Annotated in this window: 25 protein-coding genes and 1 tRNA gene; 7 read left to right on the top strand and 19 right to left on the bottom strand. The window is 64.7% G+C overall.

The window, feature by feature from the left end; genetic code table 11:
- The first annotated feature begins 209 nt into the window (after window positions 1-209).
- Window positions 210-893 (top strand): GntR family transcriptional regulator, encoded by a 684-nt coding sequence (locus AC6H0R_RS06595; protein WP_497580551.1) that lies wholly within the window; start codon window positions 210-212, stop codon window positions 891-893.
- A 12-nt stretch (window positions 894-905) separates the two neighbouring features.
- On the opposite strand, the gene AC6H0R_RS06590 is transcribed toward AC6H0R_RS06595, so the two are convergent.
- Window positions 906-1,667, bottom strand: a complete 762-nt coding sequence (locus tag AC6H0R_RS06590; protein WP_497580550.1) for a hypothetical protein — start codon at window positions 1,665-1,667, stop codon at window positions 906-908.
- Between the two features lie 242 nt (window positions 1,668-1,909).
- Here AC6H0R_RS06590 and hydA point away from each other — a divergent pair, with 242 nt between their 5' ends.
- Both hydA and AC6H0R_RS06580 read left to right on the top strand, forming a co-directional pair.
- A complete protein-coding gene (gene hydA, locus AC6H0R_RS06585; protein ID WP_497580549.1) occupies window positions 1,910-3,355 on the top strand; it encodes a dihydropyrimidinase in 1,446 nt (481 codons plus the stop codon).
- Entirely contained in the window at window positions 3,352-4,119 is a 768-nt protein-coding gene (locus AC6H0R_RS06580; RefSeq protein ID WP_497580548.1) for a fumarylacetoacetate hydrolase family protein, read from the top strand. Before hydA ends, AC6H0R_RS06580 begins: the two co-directional genes overlap by 4 nt.
- Window positions 4,120-4,125: 6 nt before the next feature.
- Here the strand turns inward: AC6H0R_RS06580 and AC6H0R_RS06575 are convergent, their stop codons facing one another.
- From AC6H0R_RS06575 to AC6H0R_RS06560, 4 genes are all read right to left on the bottom strand, one after another.
- Window positions 4,126-5,520 (bottom strand): response regulator, encoded by a 1,395-nt coding sequence (locus tag AC6H0R_RS06575; protein WP_497580547.1) that lies wholly within the window; start codon window positions 5,518-5,520, stop codon window positions 4,126-4,128.
- Complete coding sequence (locus tag AC6H0R_RS06570; protein WP_497580546.1) at window positions 5,517-6,140, bottom strand: sensor histidine kinase; 624 nt, start codon at window positions 6,138-6,140, stop codon at window positions 5,517-5,519. Before AC6H0R_RS06570 ends, AC6H0R_RS06575 begins: the two co-directional genes overlap by 4 nt.
- A gap of 258 nt (window positions 6,141-6,398) precedes the next feature.
- Window positions 6,399-7,394, bottom strand: a complete 996-nt coding sequence (locus AC6H0R_RS06565; RefSeq protein ID WP_497580545.1) for a glycosyltransferase — start codon at window positions 7,392-7,394, stop codon at window positions 6,399-6,401.
- Between the two features lie 265 nt (window positions 7,395-7,659).
- Window positions 7,660-7,736, bottom strand: a tRNA-Arg gene (locus AC6H0R_RS06560).
- 135 nt (window positions 7,737-7,871) lie between these two features.
- On the opposite strand from AC6H0R_RS06560, the gene AC6H0R_RS06555 reads away from it, so the two are divergent.
- The gene (locus AC6H0R_RS06555) at window positions 7,872-8,321 is read left to right on the top strand and encodes a c-type cytochrome (RefSeq protein ID WP_497580544.1); all 450 of its coding nucleotides are present in this window, start codon (window positions 7,872-7,874) and stop codon (window positions 8,319-8,321) included.
- Window positions 8,322-8,372: 51 nt separating this feature from the next.
- Here the strand turns inward: AC6H0R_RS06555 and AC6H0R_RS06550 are convergent, their stop codons facing one another.
- Window positions 8,373-10,358 carry a UvrD-helicase domain-containing protein gene (locus tag AC6H0R_RS06550; RefSeq protein ID WP_497580543.1) on the bottom strand — a complete coding sequence of 662 codons (1,986 nt, stop codon included), beginning with the start codon at window positions 10,356-10,358 and terminating at the stop codon, window positions 8,373-8,375.
- 213 nt (window positions 10,359-10,571) lie between these two features.
- Between AC6H0R_RS06550 and dksA the strand changes: the two genes are divergently transcribed.
- Window positions 10,572-11,003, top strand: a complete 432-nt coding sequence (dksA, locus tag AC6H0R_RS06545; protein ID WP_497580542.1) for an RNA polymerase-binding protein DksA — start codon at window positions 10,572-10,574, stop codon at window positions 11,001-11,003.
- A gap of 19 nt (window positions 11,004-11,022) precedes the next feature.
- On the opposite strand, the gene AC6H0R_RS06540 is transcribed toward dksA, so the two are convergent.
- The 13 genes from AC6H0R_RS06540 to AC6H0R_RS06480 all read right to left on the bottom strand — a co-directional run bounded on the left by AC6H0R_RS06540 (window position 11,023) and on the right by AC6H0R_RS06480 (window position 22,634).
- On the bottom strand, window positions 11,023-11,496 hold the full coding sequence (locus AC6H0R_RS06540; protein WP_497580541.1) for a DUF6152 family protein: 474 nt from the start codon (window positions 11,494-11,496) through the stop codon (window positions 11,023-11,025).
- A 55-nt stretch (window positions 11,497-11,551) separates the two neighbouring features.
- Window positions 11,552-11,995 (bottom strand): hypothetical protein, encoded by a 444-nt coding sequence (locus AC6H0R_RS06535; RefSeq protein WP_497580540.1) that lies wholly within the window; start codon window positions 11,993-11,995, stop codon window positions 11,552-11,554.
- 46 nt (window positions 11,996-12,041) lie between these two features.
- On the bottom strand, window positions 12,042-12,989 hold the full coding sequence (lipA, locus tag AC6H0R_RS06530) for a lipoyl synthase (RefSeq protein WP_497580539.1): 948 nt from the start codon (window positions 12,987-12,989) through the stop codon (window positions 12,042-12,044).
- Between the two features lie 78 nt (window positions 12,990-13,067).
- On the bottom strand, window positions 13,068-13,679 hold the full coding sequence (gene lipB / locus AC6H0R_RS06525) for a lipoyl(octanoyl) transferase LipB (RefSeq protein ID WP_497580655.1): 612 nt from the start codon (window positions 13,677-13,679) through the stop codon (window positions 13,068-13,070).
- Window positions 13,680-13,705: 26 nt separating this feature from the next.
- A complete protein-coding gene (locus tag AC6H0R_RS06520; RefSeq protein WP_497580538.1) occupies window positions 13,706-13,978 on the bottom strand; it encodes a YbeD family protein in 273 nt (90 codons plus the stop codon).
- Window positions 13,975-14,829 carry a D-amino acid aminotransferase gene (locus AC6H0R_RS06515; protein WP_497580537.1) on the bottom strand — a complete coding sequence of 285 codons (855 nt, stop codon included), beginning with the start codon at window positions 14,827-14,829 and terminating at the stop codon, window positions 13,975-13,977. Before AC6H0R_RS06515 ends, AC6H0R_RS06520 begins: the two co-directional genes overlap by 4 nt.
- Complete coding sequence (locus AC6H0R_RS06510) at window positions 14,826-15,953, bottom strand: D-alanyl-D-alanine carboxypeptidase family protein (RefSeq protein WP_497580536.1); 1,128 nt, start codon at window positions 15,951-15,953, stop codon at window positions 14,826-14,828. The genes AC6H0R_RS06515 and AC6H0R_RS06510 overlap by 4 nt, the downstream gene beginning before the upstream one ends.
- A 93-nt stretch (window positions 15,954-16,046) precedes the next feature.
- Window positions 16,047-17,009: a septal ring lytic transglycosylase RlpA family protein gene (locus tag AC6H0R_RS06505; RefSeq protein ID WP_497580535.1), complete on the bottom strand. Its 963-nt coding sequence runs from the start codon at window positions 17,007-17,009 to the stop codon at window positions 16,047-16,049.
- Between the two features lie 9 nt (window positions 17,010-17,018).
- A complete protein-coding gene (rodA, locus tag AC6H0R_RS06500; RefSeq protein WP_497580534.1) occupies window positions 17,019-18,158 on the bottom strand; it encodes a rod shape-determining protein RodA in 1,140 nt (379 codons plus the stop codon).
- Window positions 18,155-20,053, bottom strand: coding sequence for a penicillin-binding protein 2 (mrdA, locus tag AC6H0R_RS06495; RefSeq protein WP_497580533.1), 1,899 nt, complete (start codon window positions 20,051-20,053; stop codon window positions 18,155-18,157). Before mrdA ends, rodA begins: the two co-directional genes overlap by 4 nt.
- 45 nt (window positions 20,054-20,098) lie before the next feature.
- Window positions 20,099-20,620: a rod shape-determining protein MreD gene (mreD, locus tag AC6H0R_RS06490; protein WP_497580532.1), complete on the bottom strand. Its 522-nt coding sequence runs from the start codon at window positions 20,618-20,620 to the stop codon at window positions 20,099-20,101.
- Window position 20,621: 1 nt separating this feature from the next.
- Window positions 20,622-21,536, bottom strand: a complete 915-nt coding sequence (mreC, locus tag AC6H0R_RS06485) for a rod shape-determining protein MreC (RefSeq protein WP_497580531.1) — start codon at window positions 21,534-21,536, stop codon at window positions 20,622-20,624.
- Window positions 21,537-21,590: 54 nt separating this feature from the next.
- Complete coding sequence (locus AC6H0R_RS06480) at window positions 21,591-22,634, bottom strand: rod shape-determining protein (RefSeq protein WP_497580530.1); 1,044 nt, start codon at window positions 22,632-22,634, stop codon at window positions 21,591-21,593.
- Between the two features lie 135 nt (window positions 22,635-22,769).
- Between AC6H0R_RS06480 and gatC the strand changes: the two genes are divergently transcribed.
- The gene (gatC, locus tag AC6H0R_RS06475) at window positions 22,770-23,057 is read left to right on the top strand and encodes an Asp-tRNA(Asn)/Glu-tRNA(Gln) amidotransferase subunit GatC (RefSeq protein WP_497580529.1); all 288 of its coding nucleotides are present in this window, start codon (window positions 22,770-22,772) and stop codon (window positions 23,055-23,057) included.
- 28 nt (window positions 23,058-23,085) lie between these two features.
- Window positions 23,086-24,561 (top strand): Asp-tRNA(Asn)/Glu-tRNA(Gln) amidotransferase subunit GatA, encoded by a 1,476-nt coding sequence (gatA, locus tag AC6H0R_RS06470; protein WP_497580528.1) that lies wholly within the window; start codon window positions 23,086-23,088, stop codon window positions 24,559-24,561.
- Window positions 24,562-24,563: the final 2 nt, after the last annotated feature.

Below are 24,563 nucleotides of genomic sequence, written 5' to 3'. Positions count from 1 at the left end.
CGGACCTGGACCGCTTTGCCTGGCCATAAAGCAGCGGCCTGCACAACACAGCGATCTGCCTGGACATACCCGGTATCGGGTATCTGAAGGCAGCAGACCCTTTTCAGAGACGCTGGACAGCGCAGATTGTGCATACACAAAAAGCGATATCTTCCTGCGTACAAACTGCGTAGACTCGCGGGATTACGACCATGCCCAGAGCGCCAAGAATGCAAGCCGCATCCCAGCCCAAGCCGGACGTCGAGGACATCGCCGAACGCATCACCAATGCCGTGATGGAGCACCGCCTGCCGCCCGGCATCAAGCTTGCCGAGGAGCGCCTCGCGTCGGCTTTTGGCGTCAGTCGTACAAAGATCCGTCAGGCTCTGACCATGCTTTCGCGCGAAGGGCTGGTAAAGCTGCACCCCAACCGCGGCGCATTCGTGGCCAGTCCGACCGTACAGGAAGCCATTGACCTGTTCGCCACGCGCCGCCTGATCGAACCGGAGATTCTGCGCAACGTCATCGCGCGCGCCTCCAAGGCCGACATCAAGCGTCTGCGAGCGCACCTGACGGCCGAACATGAAGCGCGCGAACAGGGCGACCGCCGCGCCATCATCAAGCTTTCGGGTTCGTTTCACATGCTGCTCGCCGAGGTTTCGGGCAACAGCTACATCGAGAAATTGATGGCTGAGCTGTGCCCGCTGACCTGCCTCATCATCGCGCTCTACGACGCGCCGCAAACTCCGGCCTGCCCCGAGAACGAGCATGTTTCGATCGTCGACGCCCTTGAACGCAAAGACGAGAAGGAAGCCATCCGGCTGATGCTCCACCACCTCGACCACGTGCGCAACGAACTGCGTCTGGGCGACACCGAGAAGCAGGACATCGACTGGGACCGCATGTTCGGCTGAGCCGTCAGCCGGTCAGTGGCCCCGCAGCGCCAGACTCACCAGCACATTCGCCACCAAGGCCGCACCGAGCGACAACGGAAACGCCAGCCACGGCGAAACCAGCGGCAACAGCAGCGCGACGGTCAGGCAGAAGGCCATCATCGCAAAGCATCCCCACACGATGCCGCGCAACAACATCACCACGAAGGCGGCGCCGGCATTGCGGTGTGAAAACACTGTCAGCACCGAGGCCAGCACCGGAAAGGCCGCCAACACCCCCGAGCCTCGCGGCCCGAGCACTTCTGCCAGCCAGGTGATGAACACCACCAGCGCAGCACCACACGCCATGCGGATCGGCAGTTCGAAATGCATGGAACGCAGCACCGCCCCCGACGGCAGCTTGCGCGGCATCAAACCCACCACCGCAAGCAAGATCCCCGCACTCATCAAGGCATGCAGCCATACCGGGCCAGTGAGCTGCGCCGCCAGCCAGGCGCTCAAGCCATACACCACGTAGGCCCCGGCCAGACTGAACGGCCAGTCATGACGCGTGGCCAGCCAGGCGTAGGACAAGGCATAGGCTGACAGCGCCCCCATGGCAGCAACCGTGGCCGCTGCCGCCTCGGCTGCGAATCCCGCGCCTTGCTCTGCGGTGAGGAAGATCAGGATCGGCCCGGCCACCACAGGAAACGACGACAGCCGTCCGGCCACCCGAGCCCCCCAGCGCCGGCCGGCGAGACTGACAAGCAGCACGATGGCCGGCACCAGTGTGAGTTTCAGCGCCAGCAACATCATTCGGCCAGCCACTTGCAGGACAACTCACGTGCCGCTTTTTCAAGCGGAGGTCCGCTGCGCATGGCACGAAATCTGCTGCGCGGTGTGCATTGCCTTGGTCGGATCAGACGAGTATGCATTCAACTATTGGTCTTTATTTTGTTCTCTCGATTGTATACAGTTAAGCCAAAATAACGTAGCAACATGCTTCGCAAGTTTGCACCCGACGAGTGCGATGCCGCTCGTTTCAGGAGAACATGGACATGAACGATTTCGACCTGGTGATTCGCAACGCGCGCTGCGCGACGGCAGCCGACGTGTTCGACGCCGACATCGGCATCAAGGATGGCCGCATCGCTGCGCTGGCCAAGGGACTTCCGACCGGCCGCGAGGAAATTGATGCTGCGGGGCGCTGGGTCTTGCCGGGCGGCATCGACGGCCACTGCCACCTCGACCAGCCGATGAGCGACGGCTCGAAGATGGCTGACGACTTCCTCTCGGGCACGCGCTCGGCGGCCTGCGGCGGCACCACCACGGTGCTGCCCTTCGCCTGCCAGTTCAAGGGCCAGAGCCTGCGCGACGCGGTGGATGATTACCACCGCCGCGCCGATGGAAAAGCCACCATCGACTACGCTTTTCACCTGATCGTGTCGGATCCGACCCCGGACGTGCTCGACCGCGAGCTGCCGGAACTGATCCGCGAGGGCTACACCTCGTTCAAGATCTACATGACCTACGACGACATGAAGCTTGATGACCGCCAGATCATCGACGTTCTGGCGGTCGCGCGCGACCACGGCGCGATGGTCATGGTGCACGCCGAGAACATCGACTGCATCGCGTGGCTCACCGAGCGCCTGCTCAAAGCCGGCAAGACCGCGCCGCGCTACCACGCCCAGGCCCGCCCGATGCTGGTCGAGCGCGAGGCCACGCATCGCGCCATCTCGTTTGCCGAGCTGGTCGACGTACCCATCCTTATCGTGCACGTCTCGGGGCGCGAAGCCATCGAACAGATCCAGTGGGCGCAGAACAACGGCCTGCGCATCTACGGCGAGACCTGCCCGCAATACCTGTTCCTGACCGCCGACGACCTCGGGCTGGAGGGCGACGGGCACGAGCATCACGGCGCCAAGTGCATCTGCAGCCCGCCGCCTCGCGACAAGGCCAACCAGCAGGTGGTGTGGGACGGGCTCGAATCGGGCGTGTTCCAGGTGTTCTCGTCCGACCACGCGCCGTTCAAGTTCGAGGGCCCGGAGGGCAAGCTGGCCGCCGGCCCGGATGCGAGCTTCGACAAGATCCCGAACGGGATTCCGGGGCTGGAGACACGTCTGCCGCTGCTGTTTACGCACGGCGTGCTGAGCGGCAGGCTCGACATCTGCCAGTTCGTCGCGCTGACCTCGACCAACGTCGCGAAAATGTACGGCCTGTACCCGAAGAAGGGTTCCATCGCGGTTGGCGCCGACGCCGACCTGACGATCTGGGAAACCGGCCTCACACGCGAGATCCGCAACGCTGATCTGCACCACGAAGTCGATTACACGCCGTACGAGGGCATTCCGGTGTCGGCCTGGCCGGCCATCACGCTGTCACGGGGCTCCGTGGTCTGGCGCGACGGCGAGTACCGCGGCAGCGCCGGGCGAGGCGAATTCCTGCGCTGCGAGCTACCCCAGCCGGCTCGCCCGAAGGTCCGCGGGAGCACCCCGCGTTGAGCGCTGCACTGTCACCACGCGGGGCCGAGCTGGCCGAACGTCTGGTGGGCGCATGGCGCAGCGGCGATCCGCTGTCGGCACTCGACGCGACGCGGCTGGCGCCACCCGATGACGCCGCAGCCTGCGCCGTGCAGGATGCCGTCGGCGCCGCGCTGGACTGGTTTCCGCGCGGCCGCGCGCACGCCTGGAAGATCGCCTCGGTTCCACCCACCGCGGCGCCCGTGCCGGACACCTTCATCCTGGACGGTGCCCAAACGCTTCAGCACGAGGGCTTCCATACCCTGATCGGTATCGAGGTGGAACTGCTCCTGCGCCTCGGCCGTGCCTTGCCGGCCGGCTGCAACGAGGCCGAAGCCGCCGCCGCCATCGACGGCATCTTCGCCGCGATCGAGATTTTCGATGTGCGCGCAAGGGACTGGAACACCCTGCCGCGCACCTTCCTGCTCGCCGACCATCAGATGCACGGCCGCCTCCTCCTCGGTACCGGCATCGAGCAAGGCTGGCAGGACTCCTTCGCCAATACGGAAGTGGTGCTCACCGTAGATGGCCGGGAGAAGCTGCGCCGCCACGGGGGACACGCGCTCGGCTCGCCGGTCGCGATCCTGCCGTGGCTGGCCGGCCATGTTGCGGCGCGCGCCGACGGGCTGCAGAAAGGGGATCTGGTGGCGTCGGGCACATGGACCGGACTGCACCAGGCATGCGCGGGCGAACGGATCAGCGCGCGCTTCGCCGGAATCGGCGAAGTCGGTCTGGACATCGCGTAAGCAGGATCAGGCCGACGGGGTGCCGTCGTCTGCCGGCTGCTGCTCGGGCGCGCTGTCCTTGCCGATTCGGCTCAGCGCGGCGCGCTTCTGCATGTCACGGAACTCCTGCTCCAGTCCGCCCGCGGCAAAGGCTGTGCGCAGCTGGGCAAAGACCGGCCGGATGTTGCCGTGCTCGAACAGCCGCCCGGCCATGGCACGGGCGGTGTCGAAATCCTGCAGTGTCAGCGCGGTGAGGGCGATATCCACGCTGGCATCGAGTCCGAGATCGGTCTGCATCAGACTCGCGGAACGCGCGCTGAATGCCAGTCGCGCATCGTCGTGGCCAAGCCGCGCACGCAACGCGAGATGACTGGTCTTGTCGTCGAGGCTCGCCGTTTCCAGCTCGACCGGCTGAATGGCCTGCAGCGCCTGCTCCGCCGCCAGGATGTCGCCGGCCTCCAGGTGGCTGCGCACCAGCATCAGGCGATCGGCAATCGACGGCGGGTCTCCCAGCACATCAATTTCAAGCACCTCGGCAATCGCGCGACGGGCGGTTTCGGCATCACCGTTGCGCAGCGCCACATCCGCCAGCAGGCGCTTGCGGGTGTGGTTTCTCGCGCTGCGACTGGAGGCGTCCTCGACCGTGCGCTGAGCCTCGGCGTGATCACCCATTTCCATGCAGATCTTTGCCTTCAGGTCAAAGGCTTCGAAATACATCGGCGCCTCGACGACCACACCGTCGACCAGCTCACGCGCTTCCTGTAGCCGGTTCTGCATCAGCAGGGCGCGCGCCAGACCCGCCCGTGCCCAAGGGAAAGGGTGCAGCTCGAGAATTTCTGAATACGCGGCCTGCGCGGCCTGCGAGTCACCACGCAGGAGCCGCAGCTCGGCGCGCGCGCGCAGCAGATCGAAGTGGTAGGGCTTGCCCTCGGGGCTGGCAAGGTGCTCTTCCAGAAAGGCCTCGGCCGCCGCGAAATCCCCTTCCCGCTTGGCCACGTAGAGCGGGCGGAAGAACTGCTTGCGGGTCAGTGCGCGGTCCAGCCGGAAGCGCAGGCGATCGGGTGAGAAGGGTTTGATGATGTAGTCGTCCGGCCCGAGTTCGACGGTGGCCACGACGTTTTCATAGGACTTTTCGGCCGTCACCATGATGAAGACGGATTCTTCGGGCAGCAGCTTGTCGCGCCGCATCTCTTCGAGCAGATGCTGGCCATTGCGCCTCTCGCCCAGGTTGTAGTCGCACAGGATGACGTCCGGCACCGCACGGCGCACGCGCGCGATGGCCTCCTTGTAGGCCGTCGAGAATTCGACCGAGAAGGCGCCCATGGTCTGCGCACAGGTACGCAGCCCGTCGCGCGCCGCGGGCTGGTCGTCGATGACCAGGAAGCGCAGGTTCTTGTAGCGCTCGCGCTCGGCTTCGCTCATGGCAGACGCAACTCGAACACGGCGCCGCCCAGCGTACCGCCATTGGACAACAGCAATCGCCCGCTGCGCGGACCACGCTGATGCCGCTGCACGATTTCGCGGGCGACGAACAGCCCGAGGCCACGCTGCACCATGAGCGCCGGGTCGGTGGAATCAAAGCCGGGGCCGTCGTCCTCTACGCGCACCACCAGTTCGTCCCCGTCACGCCGGGCCGACAGCAGAATCTGGCTGCGCGCAAAGCGCGAGGCATTATTGAGGGCATTGGACAGCATATCGAGCATGCGCTCGCGATCGAGCGGCCACTGCAGGTCGTCATCGACACACACCGATTCCAGCGCCAGACCGGCATTCGTGCAATGCGGACCGCCCACAAGCACGGCCTCATCGAGCACGTCTTCCAGCCGCGCCATATCGATCGCCAGCGCCAGCAGACCACGCTGGCTGCGATAAGCCGTAAGGATGCGATTCAGGCGCAGGGCCGCCTGCTCGATGGCAAAGCGCGCTTCATCCAGGCGGATGCCGTGCTCGGCCTCGGCGCGCACTACGTGCGATTCGGCCACGAACAGCTGGTTCTTGGCGTCATGCACACCGGAAGTGAGGAGATCGAGCGCGTCATGCATGGCGGGGCCCATGACAACCAGCCGCGATGCGGCTTGAACAGGAACCCGGCCGGATCTCGCAACGAGACAGACGGCCGGAGGCTGCAGGCAGTGTAAGCGCATTCGTGGAACAGGTCAGCATGGCCGAAGAGGCCACACACAAGCCGCGACCAGCATGGCTTCATGCGCGAGGAAGTCCTGCTGCACAGCCGCGGGTTTGAGGCAACGAGCGCCATCTCCTTGCACGGCTCCCCTGGGCACGGAAAGCACCTGAGCAGCTCAGTACCCGTCGGTTTCCCAGTACGGTCGCGGCTGCACACCGAACAGGCCGGACACGATGCCGGCTGCCTTCGCAAAGTGACGCAGACCGTGATACCCGGCCCGCATCAGCGCGGGCCTTCCGCCCGGCAGGTAGAACGGCAAGGTCACCAAACGGAAAAAACCGCGCAGCAAGCGCGTGAGCACTTCGATGCAACTCTTTCGAATGGTACGCCCGGCACCAAAGAGCTTGTAGTCGGTGTAGACCCGGTTTGCACTCGACCGGAACTGCCGCTTCATGCGCCAGCGCAAGGTCAGCCGGTTTTCAATGACTGGCTCGGACACCAGCGCCCGACTGGCGCACACGATACGCACCCCGTGAAAACTGCAGCGCAGAAAGAAGTCGCTGTCGCTGCCACCGGAAAAAGCCATGCGGGTGTCGAACTCCATAGACCTGGGCGGCTGAAGCAGACATGTGCTCATCAATACGTTGTTGGTCGCGGCACGGCGCAACGGAGAGCCATCGGAAAGATGCAGCAACCCGCGGTTCTGCAGATAGGACGCGTACTCCGAAGGCATTTCGTACAGTACAGGACCGGTGTAGACCTCGGCCTCATAGCGAGCCATCACGTCGGCATAGGCGGTCAGCCAGCCCGGCAGGGCCTTTTCATCGTCGTCGATGAACATCAACCACCGGGCGCCCAGTTCCAGGCTGCGACGACAGGCCGCGTTGCGCGCAAACGGAATCCCGCGCGAGGGCTCACGCACATACTCAACCGGGATCGGGGAGTCAGCTATCAGGCGCTCGACAGCAGCGGGCAGCTTGCCTGCGGGGTCGTTGTCGACCACCACCACAACCACTCTCCAACCGCGAGGCACCTCCTGCGCGAGAATGGATTGCAGGCAAGTGAGCAGCATGACCGGACGGCGATAGGTGCACACCGCAATGACGCACAGCGCCTCAACCGCATCTTGTGCGGTCGGCAGAGCGGGAACCGCCTCAGCGCCGTGCTTCATATCACTCCTCATGCCCGAACTACTCTGGTCAGAAACCATTCGCTCGACGAGGTGTGCGTGATGGCGACACACGTTCAACAGAGCGGCTTGCGTATTGTTACAACCGAGCCACTGGAATTGCCAGCTGATTGTCTCTTCCGGCAGTCGAGTGCATGGGGTTAAGCGCAACGGGGTCGTCGAAAATGCAACCTGCCGTGCGCCACACGCCTCGGGTTCTGAAAAAAGAAAAGGGCCGAACCGGACGGTTCGGCCCCTGAAGCAATTCTGGCGCGCCCGGCGCGATTCGAACGCACGACCCCTGCCTTCGGAGGGCAGTACTCTATCCAGCTGAGCTACGGGCGCCAGTCGTCGAGTGTACTCGACGCGGGGGGCGCAAGGATATACCGGCCGACAGGAAGCGTCCATCGCAGCAGACCACAAACCGCCGACGGGTCGCTATAATTCGCCCTTTGCCCCTTCCCGCGAAAAGGATTCAGCATGTCGAACACCCGCAAGCCCGCTGCGCTGATGCAGCACCGTCGTTACGCCGTGCCCGTGGTTGCCCTGCTCGCACTGGTGCTGGCGGCCTGTAGCGACAAGCCGCAGATCGACCATGAGCTCACCGCCACGCTGATCCAGCCGGTTGCACGCGTCGAACTGAAGGTCGCGGCCGCCGAGGAATCCGCCGGTGATCGTGACGGCGAAACGGTGTACAAATCGGTCTGCTCGGCCTGCCACTCCGCAGGTGTTGCCGGCTCGCCGAAGACCGGTGACAACGCCGCCTGGGCGCCGCGTATCGCCAAGGGTCTGGACTCCATGGTCACCACCGCCATCAACGGTGTCGGCGCGATGCCGGCCCGCGGCGGCAACCCCAACCTGACGGACGACGAAGTGCGTCGCGCGGTCATCCACATGGCCAACCAGAGCGGCGGCAAGTTCAGCGAGTAAGCTGCAGGGCGGCAAACAGGAAGGGCGGCGCAAGCCGCCCTTTTCATTTGTCTAACCGCGGTTCTGGAAGATGGCCTGCAACGCGGCGGCGCGGGCGCGGCCGTCCTCTCGCGCCACCGGCTCGCTCGACTTGCGTCCGCCGACCTTCACGTCCTCACCCATTTCCTCGATGAAACGCGAGGGCTCGCACGGGCGCCACTCACGGCCCGACTTGCGACGCTCGCACCAGCTGATCGTCAGGCTGCGCTGTGCGCGCGTGATGCCGACATACATCAGGCGCCGCTCTTCCTCGATCTTGTCCTCGTCAATGCTCGACTGGTGCGGCAGCAAGCCTTCCTCCACGCCGATCATGAACACGTGCGGAAACTCCAGCCCCTTGGAAGCATGCAGGGTGGCGAGCTGGACGCCATCGAAATCGGGGTCGTCCTTGTCGAGCATGGAGATCAGCGCAATGGTCTGCGTGAGCTCCAGCAGATTCTTGTCGTCTTCGTCGCCCTTGCGCGCAAGCCACTCGACGAAGTCGCGCACGTTGCTCCATTTGCTCTCGGCCTCGCGCGAGTCGTGGTGCTCGAACAGCCACACCTCATACCGGATGGTGGCGAGCAGCTCTTCGAGCAGCGCACCCGCCGGCTCGCGCGACGCGCGGTGCCGCAGACTGTTGATGAAGGCTGCGAATTCGCGCACCAGTTCGAGCTGTCGGGTGTTCAGATGCTCACTCACACCCTCCTCGAAGACCGCTGCAAACAGGCTCACGTGGCGTTGCCCGGCATAGGCGCCGAGCGCCTCCAGCGTGGCCGTGCCGACCCCCCGACGCGGAGTGGTGATGGCGCGGATGAAGGCGAGATCATCGTCCTCGTTCACCAACAGGCGTAGCCAGGAGATGAGGTCGCGGATCTCTGCCTTGTCGAAGAACGACTGACCGCCTGACATCACGTACGGAATCTTGTGGTTGCGCAGCTGCTGCTCGATCACCCGCGCCTGGTGATTTCCGCGATACAGCACGGCGTAGTCGGCAAAGCGCGTGCGATGCTGGAAGCGATGGGCGGAGATCTTCATGGCCACCGACTCGGCTTCGTGTTCGCCGTCGCGGCAGGACAGTGCGACGATCTGCTCGCCCGGGCCATGCTCGGACCACAGCTTCTTCTCGAACAGCTTGTCGTTGTTGGCGATCAAGGTATTCGCGGCATGCAGGATGCGCGCCGAGGAACGGTAATTCTGCTCCAGCTTGACGACCCTGAGCTTGGGGTAGTCCTGCTGCAGCAGCCGCAGGTTCTCGACGTCGGCACCGCGCCAGGCGTAGATCGCCTGATCGTCGTCACCGACTGCCGTGAAGGCACCGCGCACTCCTGAGAGCTGGCTCAGCAGACGGTACTGTGCGCGATTGGTGTCCTGGTATTCATCGATCAACAGGTAGCGCAGGCGGTTCTGCCAACGCTCGCGTACCTCGTCGTTTTCCTCGAACAGCCGCACCGGCAGACCGATGAGGTCATCGAAATCCACCGCCTGATAGGCGCGCAGCGTGCGCTCGTACTCGGCATACGCGACGGCTGCCGCGCCGGCAATCTCGTTGTCGGCGAGTTGTGCGGCCTGCTCGGGCGTGACCATGGCGTTCTTCCAAGACGAGATCTGCCACTGCATCTGCTTGGCAATGGCCTTGTCGGCGTTCTTGGCCACATCGGACACGATCTGCACCGTATCGGCCGCATCAAGAATCGAGAACTGTGGTTTGAGCCCGCAATGCTGCGCTTCCTGACGGATGATGCGCACGCCCAGCGCGTGGAAGGTACACACGGTCAGCCCGCGCGGCGTGCGCCCACCCATCAGGTGCGCGACGCGCTCCTGCATCTCCTTGGCCGCCTTGTTGGTGAAGGTGATCGCAGCGATGTTGGCGGCGCTGATGCCGCACTCTTCCACCAGCCACGCGATCTTGTGGGTGATCACACGCGTCTTGCCACTGCCCGCGCCGGCCAGCACCAGGCAGGGGCCGTCGAGGTAGTGAATGGCTTCGCGCTGCGGAACGTTGAGATTGGCGGACATGGGCTCCGGGAGAGGACCCGCCCTTGCCCACGCCGGCAAATCGCCGTGACGAGTGAGGAGCACGTCCTTCAAACAGTGCTGCCGCCCGCAGGCGGCAGCGCGTCGATTCTACCCGATGCAGCCGGTGTGGCATCGCATCCACAAAACGCCCGTGGCTGGCAATCTGGCCGTATGATGCAGTGACGATGTTCGCACGACGCAGGAGTTGTCGCGATGAAAACCAAACCCGTAGCCGAAGCGCCCCCGCTGACCGAAGCCGAGCTGCTCGCGATGTCGGAAGACGACTACATGAACACGCAGCAGCTCGACTTCTTCCGCGCGCTGCTCGAACGCATGCGCGAGGAAATCTTCGAGAACGGCCTGGCCACGATTTCGCACATGCGCGAAACCGAAGCCACGCCGGACGAAGCTGACCGCGCAACGCAGGAAGAAGAGCACGTGCTGGAGCAGCGCATCCGCGACCGCGAACGCAAGCAGTTGCGCAAGATCGACGGCGCGCTCGATCGCATCTCCAACCGCACCTACGGCTATTGCGAAGCCTCAGGGGAGCCGATCGGTCTGCGCCGCCTGCTCGCACGCCCGACGGCCACGCTCACCATCGAAGAGCAGGAGCGGCACGAGCGCGAGGAGCGGGTTTTCCGCTGACCGTACGCCCAATCGCGCGTCAGGCAGGCCCTGAGCGCAATGCATAGCCCCGGCCGGCGTGGAACAGATACTCCACGCGCATGAACGCCGGGGCGTTTTCTTTTCGCAGGATGTAGCCGATGGCCTCGACCTCGTCACCGACGGCCGGCTGCGGAATATCCCACTGCCCGATACGGAACAGGGGCGCGAGCTCCAGCGTCCATTCCATCTCTCCCTTTGGCGGAGCCACCACGCGGCGCAGGATGTCCGCAGCATCCACCGAGGAAGCCTGTGCCGGCAGGGCACGCTGACGCAATTGGGCCGGCAGCTGGAGACCATCGGGGATCTCGATGGTCAGCATCGCGTGCGGGTTCTCCCACTTCACGGCCGTGATCTTGCCGCGCAGGAACACCGGCGTGTCGACGTTAAAGCCGCTCCAGCCGTGGTGCGCACGCGCGAGCTGGGGGGCAGCTACCGCGACCGCAGCGGTGAGGATGAAGTTGCGTCGGTTCATCGTCGTTCTCCGGGTGGGTGAAACGACGCTGAGAGTATGTGAGGGTGGCCAGAGTTCAGACGTAGGCGATCATCCGCCCGCAGGCAATCACCGTCAGCCACAGCAGTAGCGAGACCGCCAGCTGCAGCTTCGCCATCGTGCCATCGCCGCGCAGACCGCCCGTGGCGTGAAACAGCGCGGCATTGGTGCCGGCCAGCACCAGTGCCAGCATCTTCAGACGGAAGGCGGGATTGATGAGCAGATCAAAGGCGTCGGCAGCGAACAGCAGCAAGCCCGAACAGGCCGCCACGCCGAAGCCGAACAGGCTGACCGGCAGCACCAGCCGGGCCAACGGCGCCACATCCAGCGCACGCCCCAAGCCAAGCAGTCGCAATTCCAGCACGACGAGGCTGCCGAACAGCAAGGCGATGCCGGCGATATGCACCGCTTCCAGCGCGGGGTAGGCCCACAGCGAACCCTTGAGCCAGCTCCCCCAAGCGTCGAGCGGCGTTGCCGTCACTGGACAATCCTCCGGTCGCCGCCTTCGGACGGCCGGGCGACAGCGCTCACACCACGCCGGCGCCGTGGGCCTGCTGGTCGGCCCAGTAGCTGGAGCGCACCATCGGGCCACAGGCGGCGTTGCGGAAGCCCATCGCCAGCGCCTCGGTCTCGTACATCTTGAAAGTGTCCGGATGCACGTAGCGCAGCACCGGCAGATGGCCGGCCGAAGGCTGCAGATACTGACCGATGGTGAGCATGTCGACGTCGTGGGCCCGCAGGTCACGCAGCACTTCGAGGATTTCCTCGTCCGTTTCACCCAGCCCCACCATCAGGCCGGACTTGGTCAGCACCTCGGGCTTGCGCGCCTTGAACTCCTTGAGCAACAGCAGCGAATGCGCGTAGTCCGAACCGGGGCGGGCCTGCTTGTAGAGGCGCGGCACGGTTTCAAGGTTGTGGTTCATGACGTCGGGCGGGGCCTGATCGAAGATCTCCAGCGCCACGTCCATGCGACCACGGAAATCCGGCACCAGCACCTCGATGGTGGTCTTCGGCGAAGCCTCGCGCGTGGCGCGGATGCACTCGACGAAGTGGGCGGCGCCACCGTCGCGCAAGTCGTCACGGTCCACCGAGGTGATCACGACGTAGTTCAGGCGCATCGCGGCGATGGTCTTGGCCAGATCACGCGGCTCGTCGGCATTGAGCGCCTCGGGCCGGCCGTGGCCCACATCGCAGAACGGGCAGCGCCGCGTGCAGATGTCGCCCATGATCATGAAGGTGGCCGTGCCCTTGCCGAAGCATTCATGGATGTTCGGGCAGGAGGCTTCCTCGCACACGGTGTGCAGCTTGTGCTCGCGCAGCGTGGCCTTGATTTCGTTGAAGCGCTCGGCCTCGGGGCCGGAGCCCAGGCGGATACGGATCCAGTCCGGCTTCTTGAGGCGCTCGGCCGGCACGATCTTGATCGGGATGCGGGCGGTCTTGTCGGCACCGCGCTGTTTGCGGGAAGTGGTTTCCATCAGGGTCTCTTGTGGTTTCCGTTCCAGTCGGACCGGCCCGGGTAGGGCCGGCCGTACCTGCGGCGGTGTGCCGCGATTTTACGCCGTGCGTGCAGGCAGCAGGCGCTGCAGGTGGCCCAGCAGGCGAACGCCGACCGCATCAAGACGCTCATGCACGCCGCAATCGGCCAGCTGTGTGGTCTTCAGGCCTTCGTAGCCGCAGGGGTTGATCCACGAGAACGGGGCCAGATCCATGTCCACGTTGAGCGACAGGCCGTGGTAGCTGCGCCCGTTTCGCACACGCAGGCCGAGCGCGGCGATCTTGGCGCCGTCCACGTACACGCCGGGTGCACCAGCCACGCGTTCGGCGGTGATGCCGTACTCGGCAAGGCAGTCGATCAGCGCCTGCTCCATCACACTGACGAGCTGCCGCACCTTGAGTCCGCGCCGCGTCAGGTCGATCAGCAGATAGGCCACCAGTTGGCCGGGACCGTGATAGGTGATCTGGCCGCCGCGGTCGGATTTGACCAGCGGGATGTCACTGGTGCGCAGGAGATGTTCCGGCTTGCCAGCCTGACCCAGCGTATATACCGGCGGGTGTTCGACCAACCAGATCTCGTCCGGTGTATCGGGCTCGCGGCTGGCGGTAAAAGCGCGCATGGCTTCCCACGCGGCCTCGTAGTCGACACACCCCGGCCGTTTGACGACCAGCGCGGGGCGTTCGGCCAGCGCCAGGCTCACAGCACGACCTTGACCATGGGGTGCGAGGACAACTCACGGTACAACGCGTCGAGTTGCTCCTGCGACACGGCGCGCACGGTACAGGTGAGCGCGAGGTAGTTGCCTTTGCTCGACGGACGCATCTCGACCGTCGCAGCGTCGAAACCGTGATCGTGTTTGAGCACGACCTCGACAACGTTCTGGGCAAAACCCTCGACACGCGCGCCCATGATCTTGATCGGGAAGTCACAGGGGAATTCGATCAGCGTTTCGCGTCCGGATGTACTCATGCGAGCTCCCCGCTGGCCTTGGCGAGCTGGTACCAGCCATGCAGCTTCAGGGTGACCGGCCCGGGCCGGCCGCTGCCGACGGTCTGACCGTCAAGCCGCGTGATCGGCAGCACTTCCTTGGTGGAGGAGGTCAGCCACAGCTCGTCGGCATGGCGCACCTCATGCTCGGCGATGTCGCGCACCTCGACCGGCTGTCCGTGCTTGCGCGCCAGATCGAGCACCACATCGTAGGTGATGCCGGGCAGCATCAGATGGCTCTTGGGTGGCGCCAGCAGGACGCCCTCTTTGACGACGAAGATGTTCGAGGCACTGCCCTCGGTCAGGAAGCCGTCGCGAAACAGCACCGTCTCGGCGCAGCCTTGCTCGACTGCGAGCTGGCGCAACAGGCAATTGGCGAGCAGCGCAGTGGTCTTCAGATCGCAGCGCAGCCAGCGGTTGTCGACGGCGCTGACAGCGGCGACGCCGTTCTCCATCTGCTCGTCGGGCACCGGCGCGAGCGGGTCGGCCATCATGAAGACCGTGGGCGGCACGTCCTTCGGAAACGCATGGTTGCGCAGCGTATCGGCGCCGCGCGTGACCTGCACGTAGATCGCCTGATCAGGCCACGGATGCGCTTCGATCAGGCGATGAACCAGATCGCTCCACTCGGCAGCCGAATACGGATTGCTCAGGCGAATGCCGTCGAGCGAACGCCCCAGCCGCGCAATATGCGCCGCGAGCTGGAACGCGCGCTTGCCATACGCCGGGATGACTTCATACACGCCATCTCCGAACAGGAAGCCGCGATCCATCGGCGAGATGCGCGCCTCCGCACGCGGCACGAAGCCCCCGTTCAGAAAGCAGATGCTCACAGGCTCTTGATCCACAAAATGAGTGCGTCCCACAGACGGCTGAAGAAGCCGCCCACCTTGACCTCTTCGAGCGCCACCACCGGGTACTGGCCGATCTGCTTGCCGTCGGCAGAGAGGGTCAGCGTGCCGATGGCCTGGCCGCGCCCGATCGGCGCGAGCACCGGCTGGCTGCTCACCAGCGAGACTTCGACACGATCAACCTGCCCCTTGGGCATGGACATCACGAAGTCTTCCGCAAATCCCACCGGCACATCCTTGACCGCGCCCTTCCACACCTGGAAGCGCGACAGCTCCTGACCGGCCTGGTACAGGCGCACGGTGTCGAAGAACTGGAAGCCGTAATTGAGCAGCTTGAGCGATTCCTGCGCGCGGGCGGCTTCGGACTCCGTACCAAGCACGATGGAAATCAGACGGCGCGGGCCACGCACCGCAGACGACACCAGGCAGTAACCGGCGGCGTTGGTGAAGCCGGTTTTCATGCCGTCGACGGTCGAATCCAGCCACAGCAAACGGTTGCGGTTGGGCTGGGTGATGTTGTTGTAGGTGTACTCGCGCGCCGAGTAGATGCGGTAGAACTCGGGGAAATCGCGAATCAGCGCGGAGGCCAGCAGCGCCAGATCATTGGCCGTGGTGTACAGCTCGGGGTCGGGCAGGCCGGACGAGTTGGCAAAACGCGTGTTCTTCATGCCGAGGCGTTCGGCCTCGCGGTTCATCATGCTGACGAAACCTTCCTCGGAACCGGCAATGCGCTCGGCCAACGCCACGCAGGCATCGTTACCGGACTGGATGATCATGCCGCGAATCAGCTCCTCCACCGTCACCGGGCGGTTGGGCTCGATGAACATGCGCGAGCCCGTCATGCGCCAGGCCTTCTCGGAGACCTGGACCACATCCTCAAGCGACAGATTGCCGGACCGGATGGTCTGGAAAGTGATGTAGGCCGTCATCAGCTTGGTCAAGGAAGCCGGCTCGATGCGCTCGTCGGCATTGTGCGAGACCAACGTCTGGCCGGTTCCGTGGTCTACCAGCAGCCAGGCGTTGGCAGCGAGTCGGGGCGCCGGCGGAATCTGGGCAGAGGCGGCAAGAGGCAGGAGGGCGCAGAGCAGGACAATGAGAAAACGCATGACGACTTGTGTGTGGAATCCGTAAGGGTGGAAAGCAAAGGGCAGCCGCAAGGCCGCCAACGAGGGAAAAGACCGCGCCCGGCGCGGCTTGGTTCAACGCATTACGAGGTAAGGCTGGATCTCCAGCAGCATGACCATGCGCCCGGCCGTACTGCGCGCTTCGGCGACAGACGGAAACGGCCCGATCTGCAGACGGTAGCGGCCATTGTCGTCAAGCACATGCATCTGCTCGACCATCAAGTCGAACTGCTCGCGCACCCGCATCATCATGCGCGCCGCGTTGGCGGGTGTCTCGAATGCACCCAACTGCAGATAGGCTGCGGCCTCGCCGCCCGATGCGACCGGTGCGCGTGTGACTTCAAGCGAGGGTGCCGGCGCGGCGGCCGGCGCGGCAGCCACCACAGCACGTGCGCCTTCGCGCCGTTCGCGGTTGATCGCGGCAATGACCTCGGGTGTGAGCAATTCGATATCGACTTCCGCACTGCCGCTATTGATATAGCCCAGGCGATGCGCCGCGGCGTACGACAGGTCGATCAGCCGGCCACGCAGGAAAGGCCCGCGATCATTCACACGCACGATCACCGAACGGCCATTGCTGACATTGGTAACGCGCACATAGCTGGGCAACGGCAGCGTCGGGTGCGCTGCCGTCATTTCGTACATGTCGTACACCTCGCCGATGGCGGTGAGCCGACCGTGGAACTTGCGCCCGTACCAGCTTGCGTGACCGCGCTCGCGGTAGGGGTGAAGCGCGGTCATGGGCACGAAGCGCTGTCCCATGACGGTGTAGGGGCGCAGCGAAGGCGGGTAGATCGGCTCGATGCGCGGCACGGCGTCGGGCAGGCCGTCGAGGTCAGCCGGCACCATGGCATGCGGGCCGTCGTCCTTGTAATAACCGCCGCCCTTCACCGTCGGCACCATGGCCGGCCGGGGCGCGACTTCTGAGGATTGTTGGGTCTGCTGAACCGGCCGCGAACTGCAGGCCATCAGCATCACGGCCAGCAAAACCGCCAGCAACGGGGAAGAAAACGAGGGGAGAAGTCGGGTCGGGCTCATGCGGGTCGATCAGTCCTTGGGCGTGCTGCGGCTGCGCGCAACGCTCATGAGCATACCCATGCCAACACACAGTGTCACGAGCGCGGTGCCGCCATAACTCAGGAAAGGCAGCGGCACACCGACGACCGGCAGGATACCGCTGACCATGCCGACATTCACGAAAGCATACGTAAATACGATCATCGTCACGGCCCCGGCCAACAGCCGCGCCCCCAGCATCGGGGCGCGCGAGGCAATACGCAGGCCGCGCAGCAACAGCAACAGGTACAGCATCAACAGCACGAGCGCGCCGATCAATCCGAACTCCTCGGCCAGCACCGCAAAGATGAAGTCCGTGTGTCGCTCGGGGATGAAGGCCAGGTGGGTCTGCGTACCATCCATCCAGCCCTTGCCCCATACGCCGCCAGACCCGATGGCAATGGACGACTGGATGGTATGGAAGCCGCGCCCCAGCGGATCCTGACTCGGGTCGAGCAGCGTGCACACCCGTTGCTTCTGGTATTCCTTGAGCAGATGCCAGTCGACACCGGGCTGGCATAGCTGGTCACCAAAGCCGACCAGCAGGCCGATGCCGACAACCCCGACAATGAACACCGGCACGATCAGACGCCACGACAGACCGGCAAAGAAGATGACGTACAGACCGGCGGCGGACACCAGCAGACTGGTGCCCAGGTCCGGCTGGACCACGATGAGCCCGAGCGGTATGGCCAGCAGCACGGCGGCAACGACGTAATCGGCCAAGCGGATCGCGCCTTCGCGCATGTGGAAGTACCAGGCAAGCATCAGCGGCATGGCAATCTTCATCAGTTCGGACGGCTGGATGCGGATGAAGCCCAGATCCAGCCAGCGGCGCGCGCCCTTGGACATCTCACCGAAGAACAACACCCCCAGCAACAGCAGCAAGCCGCCCAGATACAGCGGCACCGCCAGCGACAGCAGGCGATTTACCGGCACCGCAGCCACCACCCACATCACGCCGACGGCGATGATCATGTGCATGCGCAGCACCGGCAGACGCTCCGGCGAAGCGCTGGTCATGAGTACCCAGCCATAGGCAAACAGCAAGGCCAGCAAGACGCACAACACCGGGTCGAGCGGCCGCAACAGGCTGCGAAGCAGGAGCAACGGATAAAAGCGCCCGGTCATTGCTCAAGCTCCTGGGCGAGGGCTTCATCCGTCTCGGGCGCCTCACTGGCCACCGGCCGTCCAAGCAGATGGAAATCGAAGACCTTGCGCGCGACCGGCGCGGCCGACTGGGAACCAAAGCCGCCGTTCTCCACCAGCACCGCGATAGCGATACTCGGGTTTTCGGCCGGAGCGAACCCGATGAACCACGAGTGGTCACGCAGGCGTTCGGCCACATCCGCCTCGACATATTTCTGACCACGCAGCGAGAACACCTGCGCCGTGCCAGTCTTGCCGCCCGCGTCATAGGGCGCACCGGCAAACACCGCACGCGCCGTGCCGACCTTGGTGACATCCACCATGGCCTTGCGCACCGCCTCGGCATGGCCGGGCCGGAAACGCGCCGGCAGGTTTGGCGGCGGCGCGGCGTCGATGATCTGCCCGTCGCGGCCGTCCACGATACGGCGCACCAGATGCGGCACGCGCACCTCGCCGTGATTGAGCAGCACGGTCAGGGCGTGGGCCAGCTGGATCGGCGTATAGGCGTTGTACCCCTGCCCGATGCCCACCGAGATGGTCTCACCGCCATACCATTGCTGGTGCTCGCGCGTCTTGAAGCGCTCGCGCTTCCACTGCGGAGACGGCAGGATGCCGGCCGCCTCACCGGGAATGTCCAGGCCGGTTCGCTTGCCGAAACCCATCGGCTCCATGAAATCCGCAATCGCCTGGATACCGAGTTCGTTGGCCAGCTCGTAATAGTAGGTATTGCAGGAGTGCACGAGGCTGGTGTGCAGGTCCACCCCTTGCTGACAGCGGGACTTGCGGTCGAGCATGCGTTGTCCGAAGAAGCTGAACAGCCCCTGATTGTTGAATCGCTGCTCCGCCGTGCGCTTGCCCGACTCCAGACCCGCCAGTGCCATGAAGGGCTTGAAGGTCGAGCCCGGCGGGTAGGCACTGTAGATCGCGCGGTTGAGCAGCGGATGGTCGGGCGAATCGGACAAGGCCCGCCAGTCGACCACCGAAATCCCGTCGATGAAGAGGTTGGGGTCAAAGCTTGGCGTCGAGGCCAGCGCCAGCACTCCGCCGGTGGACGGCTCGATGGCCACTACCGCGCCGCGCCGCGCACCCAGAGCCTGTTCGGCCGCTTGTTGCAGACCCAGATCCAGCGTCAGCTCAAGATCACTGCCGTTGATCGGCGGCGTACTCGCCAACAGCCGCACCGCCCGCCCGGAAGCATTGATTTCGACCTGCTCGACACCGGTCGTGCCATGCAGCTCACGCTCATAACGCAGCTCCAGACCGCTCTTGCCGGTGTACTCGGAACCCCGATAGTTGGCGAGCTCCGCATCGTCTTCGATGCGCTGCAGATCGCGTTCGTTGATCTGGCCGATATAACCGATGACATGCGCGGCGGACTCGCCATGCGGGTAATTGCGATACAGCCGCGCCTTTACTTCAACGCCCGGAAGGCGGTAAAGCCTTGCCGCCACGCGCGCCACCTCTTCATCATCGAGGTGGGTACGGATCGGTACGCTGTCGAAATACTTCGACTCGGTCAGCATTCGCCGAAAACGCCTGCGATCACGCTCCTCGAAGGGCAGGACTTCGGCCAGCACGTCGAGCGTACGGTCGATGTTGCGCACCTGTGCGGGGTTGATCTCCACCGTCCACGCCGAGTAGTTGCGCGCCAGTGCCTCGCCGTTGCGGTCAAAAATCACGCCACGGTTGGGCGGCACCGGCAACACAGCGATGCGGTTGCCTTCGGCACGAGAGTGAAAATACTCGTACTGCTCGACCTGCAGGTGATACAGGCGGTAGGTCAGCAGGGCGAAGCAGGCCATCACGAACAAGCCGGCCGCCACAGCGCGACGCCGGAAATTCGCTCTCACCTGCTGGGGGTTATGGAACTCGTTCATTCCCTTGCGTCGCCCACGGGCTGCTTGCGGGGTGCCCCGCGGCCGTCAGATCGGGCGATTCTCGTCACGATCCACCGGCTGATATTGAGGCAACAACAGCAACAGGCCCAGCGGACCCCATGCCAACGCACCACTGAAACTGGAAATGAAATAACTCCAGCCGGGAAACTCGGCCCCGGCCAGCACGCGCACCGCCACCATGATGGCCTGTGCCACCAGCAACATCGGCAACACATGCAGCGACTGCTGCAGCGTACCGAACCACAGCACACGGCGCGACAACGCGGTGGCCAGATAAGCCATCACGACATAGGCCAGCGCATGCTGCCCCATTGCCGCGCCCTGGCCGACGTCGACCAGCACACCGAAGAAGAACGCCGTGGTCATGCCCACACGGCGAGGCTCCCGGATGCACCAGAACACGAGCACCAGCGCCACCCAGTCGGGCAAGCCGGGGAAACGGCCGGTTGGCACATAGTTCAAGGCCAGCGAGGCAAACAGGCTGAACCAGATGAACCAGCTCTTGGCCGGTTGCAGAATGCGATTGGATCGATGGGTAGGATGCATCTTATTCGGCGGGCCTTGTTTCTGCGGGCGGCTGCGGCTGCAGCGGCAAGGCCTGCGAACGATCGGGACGACCGGGACGTGGCTCCTCCGGGCCCAGCACCAGCACCTGGACGGCGCGCTCGACACGGGCAATGGGCTCGCAGATCACGCGCAGATGCGGGGAGTTGGCTGCGGAGACTTCCGTCACGACCGCCACCGGCAGACCGGCCACAAAAAGGCCGTCGAGCCCGGAAGTCACGATCCGGTCACCCGGCTGGATGTCGCTGCCAACCTGCACATAGCGCATCTCCACCCCACCGTCGCCGGAGCCTGACAGGATGCCACGCATACCGCTGCGCTCGACCCGGACCGGAACCACCTGCTCGCGGTCGGTCAGCAAGGTCACTTCCGATTGCACCGGATAAACGCGGCTGACCTGCCCGATCAACCCGCGCGCATCGACTACGGCCAGACCTGCGCGCACACCGTGATGATCGCCCTTGTCGAGAATCACCTTGCGGGAAAACGGGTCGGCAGCGTCGTACAGGACCTCCGCCCCGACGCCGCGCAGTGCGACCGCCTGCGACAGGCCGGCAAGCTGGCGCAGCTCGGCGTTCTCGTGCTCCAGCTGTCCGAAGCGCAGCAGGCGCTGCGCCGACTCCACCTGATTGCGGCGCAACTCGGCATTCTCGAGCTGGACATCCACCAGCGTGGCGAAATACACCGCCGCGTTGCGCGCAAAATCCACCGGCGCGGCAGCCAGACGCTGGACGGGGTGGATGACGACGGTAGCGACTTGGCGCACGAACTCGAGGTACCCGAAGCGCAGATCGGCCACGAGCATGACCAGGCAGATTGCGCTGAGGATGAACAGGCGGACGCGCGGAGCGAGTCCGTGGTGAAAGATGGGCGGCGGCGAGTGTCCGGCCAGCGACATGTCAGCGTATCGGCAACGGAACCGGCGACCTGGCGGGCATCGGCTCCGTGCGCATTACTCGGAAGAGAAGATGGAACCGAGCGTGTCCATCTTCTCCAGCGCCATGCCGCAACCGCGCGCGACGCAGGTCAGCGGCTCCTCGGCAATGATGACCGGCAGACCGGTTTCTTCCATCAGCAAGCGGTCCAGATCGGTCAACAGCGCACCGCCGCCGGTCAGCACCAGACCACGCTCGGCGATGTCCGCGCCAAGTTCCGGCGGCGTCTGCTCGAGCGCGATCTTCACTGCGGAAACGATGTTGTTGAGCGGCTCGGTGACCGCTTCGAGCACTTCGTTGCTCGATACCGTGAAGCTGCGCGGAATACCTTCGGCCAGGTTGCGACCCTTGACTTCCATCTCGCGCACTTCGGAGCCCGGGAAAGCCGATCCGATGGTTTTCTTGATGTTCTCGGCCGTGGTATCGCCGATCAGCATGCCGTAGTTGCGGCGGATGTAATTGATGATGGCTTCGTCGAACTTGTCGCCACCCACACGCACCGAGCCGCTGTAGACCATGCCGCCCAGCGAGATGACGCCGACCTCGGTGGTGCCACCACCGATATCAACCACCATCGAGCCAGTCGCTTCGGACACCGGCAGGCCGGCACCGATGGCTGCTGCCATCGGCTCCTCGATCAGGAACACCTGGCTCGCGCCGGCCGCGAGGGCGGCGTCACGGATCGCGCGGCGCTCGACCTGGGTCGAGCCGCAGGGCACGCAGATGATGATGCGCGGACTCGGCGAGAACATGCGCGACTCGTGCACCTTCTTGATGAACTGCTTGATCATCTGTTCGGTGACGACGAAATCGGCAATGACGCCATCCTTCATCGGGCGAATCGCGGTGATGTTTCCGGGCGTCTTGCCCAGCATCAGCTTGGCTGCGGAACCGACTGCCTGAATCGTGCGTTTGGCGTTGGGACCACCTTCGGTACGGATGGCAACAACGGACGGCTCATCCAGGACGATGCCCTTGCCGCGTACATAGATCAGCGTATTAGCCGTACCGAGGTCGATTGCCAGATCGCTGGAAAGATAGGAACGCAGAAAACCGAACATTGAGGGTTCCGTAACCGATGCAAGAGGACGCCTGGAAATGCGCTGATCAGCGCCACACCCAAGCGGGATAAGGGCGAAAGCCAGTATGATACTCTACAATTTCTCACGGTTTGAAAAGCTAAACCATTTCATCTCATGTCGCTCTCGCTCGAAGATATCCACAACATCGCCACGCTGGCGCGCATCGAACTCCGCGGCGATGACGCCAAGGCCACCCAGGACAAGCTCAACGGCATATTCGGGCTGATCGAGCAAATGCAGGCAGTGAACACGGACGGCGTCGAACCGATGAGCCACCCGCAGGACTGCGGCCAGCGCCTGCGCGAGGACCGCGTCACCGAATCCGACCGCCGCGACGCCTTCCAACGCGTCGCCCCGCAGACCGAGGCCGGCTTGTATCTCGTGCCCAAGGTCATCGAATAATCCGCGCCCCGCGCACACCGCCCTCATCATGATTCACGCCAGCCTCGCAGAACTGCGCGCCGCCCTGGATGCGCGCAGCATTTCCAGCGTCGAACTCACGACACTGTTCCTGGATCGCATCGCACGCCTGGACGGCGAACTCAACGCCTTTGTCACCGTTGATCGCAGCGGCGCGCTGCGCGATGCCGCCGCCGCGGACACCGCCATTGCTGCCGGCACGGCCGGGCCGCTCACCGGCATCCCGCTTGCCCACAAGGACGTGTTCTGCACCGAAGGCGTGCTGACCACCTGCGGCTCCAAGATGCTCGCCAACTTCGTCAGCCCCTACGACGCGCATATCGTCACGAAGCTGCGCGAAGCCGGCGTGGTGATGCTGGGCAAGACCAACATGGACGAGTTCGCGATGGGCTCGTCCAACGAAAACTCCTACTTCGGCGCCACCCGCAACCCGTGGGACGTGACGCGCATTCCCGGCGGCTCCTCGGGCGGTTCGGCGGCAGCCGTGGCAGCGCGTCTGGCGCCGTTTGCCACCGGCACCGACACCGGCGGCTCGGTGCGCCAACCGGCAGCGATGACCGGCGTCACCGGCATCAAGCCCACCTACGGCACCTGCAGCCGCTACGGCATGATCGCCTACGCCTCGTCCTTCGATCAGGCCGGCGTGTTCGCAGCCTCCGCCGAAGACTGCGCGCTGGCCCTCACCGCCATGGCCGGCTTTGACGAGCGCGATTCGACCAGCCTCGATCGCCCGGCCGAGGACTACTCGCGGGACATCCGCGCGCTCATTGGTTCAGATCGACCGCTCGCCGGCCTGCGCATCGGCCTGCCGCGCGAATTCTTCGGCGAGGGCATGGCCGACGACGTGCGCGCCGCGGTGGAAGCCGCCATCGAGCAGTACCGCCAGCTCGGCGCGACCACCGTCGAGGTGTCGCTGCCCAACGCAAAACTGTCGATTCCGGCCTATTACGTGCTCGCTCCGGCCGAAGCCTCGAGCAACCTGTCGCGCTTTGACGGCGTGCGCTACGGTCACCGCGCCGCCGCGTACGGCGACCTCGACGACATGTACCGCAAGAGCCGCGCCGAAGGCTTCGGTGACGAGGTCAAACGTCGCATCCTGGTCGGCGCCTATGTGCTCTCTCACGGCTATTACGACGCCTACTACCTGAAAGCGCAGAAACTGCGCCGCCTGATCGCCAACGACTTTGCCGCAGCCTTCGAAGGCTGCGACGTCATTGCCGGCCCGGTCAGCCCGACCACGGCCTGGAAAATCGGCGAGAAGACCGACGACCCGGTGCAGATGTACCTGTCCGACATCTTCACGCTGGCCGTCAACCTCGCCGGTCTGCCCGGTCTGTCGCTGCCCTGCGGTTTCGGCACCGGCCAGCTGCCGGTCGGCCTGCAACTGATCGGCAACCATTTCGACGAAGCCCGCCTGCTCAACGTGGCTCACCGCTACCAGCAGGCCACTGATTGGCACCAGCGCCGCCCGGCGCTTGCCGACTGAAC

This window comes from Pseudazoarcus sp. NS36 (assembly GCF_059703705.1).
The sequence above is the reverse complement of the archived record's forward strand: the minus strand, read 5'-3'. Positions and strand labels throughout refer to the sequence as shown.

Bases quoted from the DNA above. Each gene is read 5' to 3' on its own strand.
- mreD (WP_497580532.1), bottom strand. From the start codon at position 20,620: ATGCATCCTACCCATCGATCCAATCGCATTCTGCAACCGGCCAAGAGC.
- AC6H0R_RS06570 (WP_497580546.1), bottom strand. From the start codon at position 6,140: ATGCATGACGCGCTCGATCTCCTCACTTCCGGTGTGCATGACGCCAAG.
- gatA (WP_497580528.1), top strand. From the start codon at position 23,086: ATGATTCACGCCAGCCTCGCAGAACTGCGCGCCGCCCTGGATGCGCGC.
- dksA (WP_497580542.1), top strand. From the start codon at position 10,572: ATGAAAACCAAACCCGTAGCCGAAGCGCCCCCGCTGACCGAAGCCGAG.
- AC6H0R_RS06520 (WP_497580538.1), bottom strand. From the start codon at position 13,978: ATGAGTACATCCGGACGCGAAACGCTGATCGAATTCCCCTGTGACTTC.
- rodA (WP_497580534.1), bottom strand. From the start codon at position 18,158: ATGACCGGGCGCTTTTATCCGTTGCTCCTGCTTCGCAGCCTGTTGCGG.
- AC6H0R_RS06540 (WP_497580541.1), bottom strand. From the start codon at position 11,496: ATGAACCGACGCAACTTCATCCTCACCGCTGCGGTCGCGGTAGCTGCC.
- AC6H0R_RS06590 (WP_497580550.1), bottom strand. From the start codon at position 1,667: ATGATGTTGCTGGCGCTGAAACTCACACTGGTGCCGGCCATCGTGCTG.
- mrdA (WP_497580533.1), bottom strand. From the start codon at position 20,053: ATGAACGAGTTCCATAACCCCCAGCAGGTGAGAGCGAATTTCCGGCGT.
- AC6H0R_RS06555 (WP_497580544.1), top strand. From the start codon at position 7,872: ATGTCGAACACCCGCAAGCCCGCTGCGCTGATGCAGCACCGTCGTTAC.
- AC6H0R_RS06510 (WP_497580536.1), bottom strand. From the start codon at position 15,953: ATGCGTTTTCTCATTGTCCTGCTCTGCGCCCTCCTGCCTCTTGCCGCC.
- AC6H0R_RS06565 (WP_497580545.1), bottom strand. From the start codon at position 7,394: ATGAAGCACGGCGCTGAGGCGGTTCCCGCTCTGCCGACCGCACAAGAT.
- hydA (WP_497580549.1), top strand. From the start codon at position 1,910: ATGAACGATTTCGACCTGGTGATTCGCAACGCGCGCTGCGCGACGGCA.
- AC6H0R_RS06575 (WP_497580547.1), bottom strand. From the start codon at position 5,520: ATGAGCGAAGCCGAGCGCGAGCGCTACAAGAACCTGCGCTTCCTGGTC.
- AC6H0R_RS06480 (WP_497580530.1), bottom strand. From the start codon at position 22,634: ATGTTCGGTTTTCTGCGTTCCTATCTTTCCAGCGATCTGGCAATCGAC.
- mreC (WP_497580531.1), bottom strand. From the start codon at position 21,536: ATGTCGCTGGCCGGACACTCGCCGCCGCCCATCTTTCACCACGGACTC.
- AC6H0R_RS06595 (WP_497580551.1), top strand. From the start codon at position 210: ATGCAAGCCGCATCCCAGCCCAAGCCGGACGTCGAGGACATCGCCGAA.
- AC6H0R_RS06505 (WP_497580535.1), bottom strand. From the start codon at position 17,009: ATGAGCCCGACCCGACTTCTCCCCTCGTTTTCTTCCCCGTTGCTGGCG.
- AC6H0R_RS06550 (WP_497580543.1), bottom strand. From the start codon at position 10,358: ATGTCCGCCAATCTCAACGTTCCGCAGCGCGAAGCCATTCACTACCTC.
- gatC (WP_497580529.1), top strand. From the start codon at position 22,770: ATGTCGCTCTCGCTCGAAGATATCCACAACATCGCCACGCTGGCGCGC.
- lipA (WP_497580539.1), bottom strand. From the start codon at position 12,989: ATGGAAACCACTTCCCGCAAACAGCGCGGTGCCGACAAGACCGCCCGC.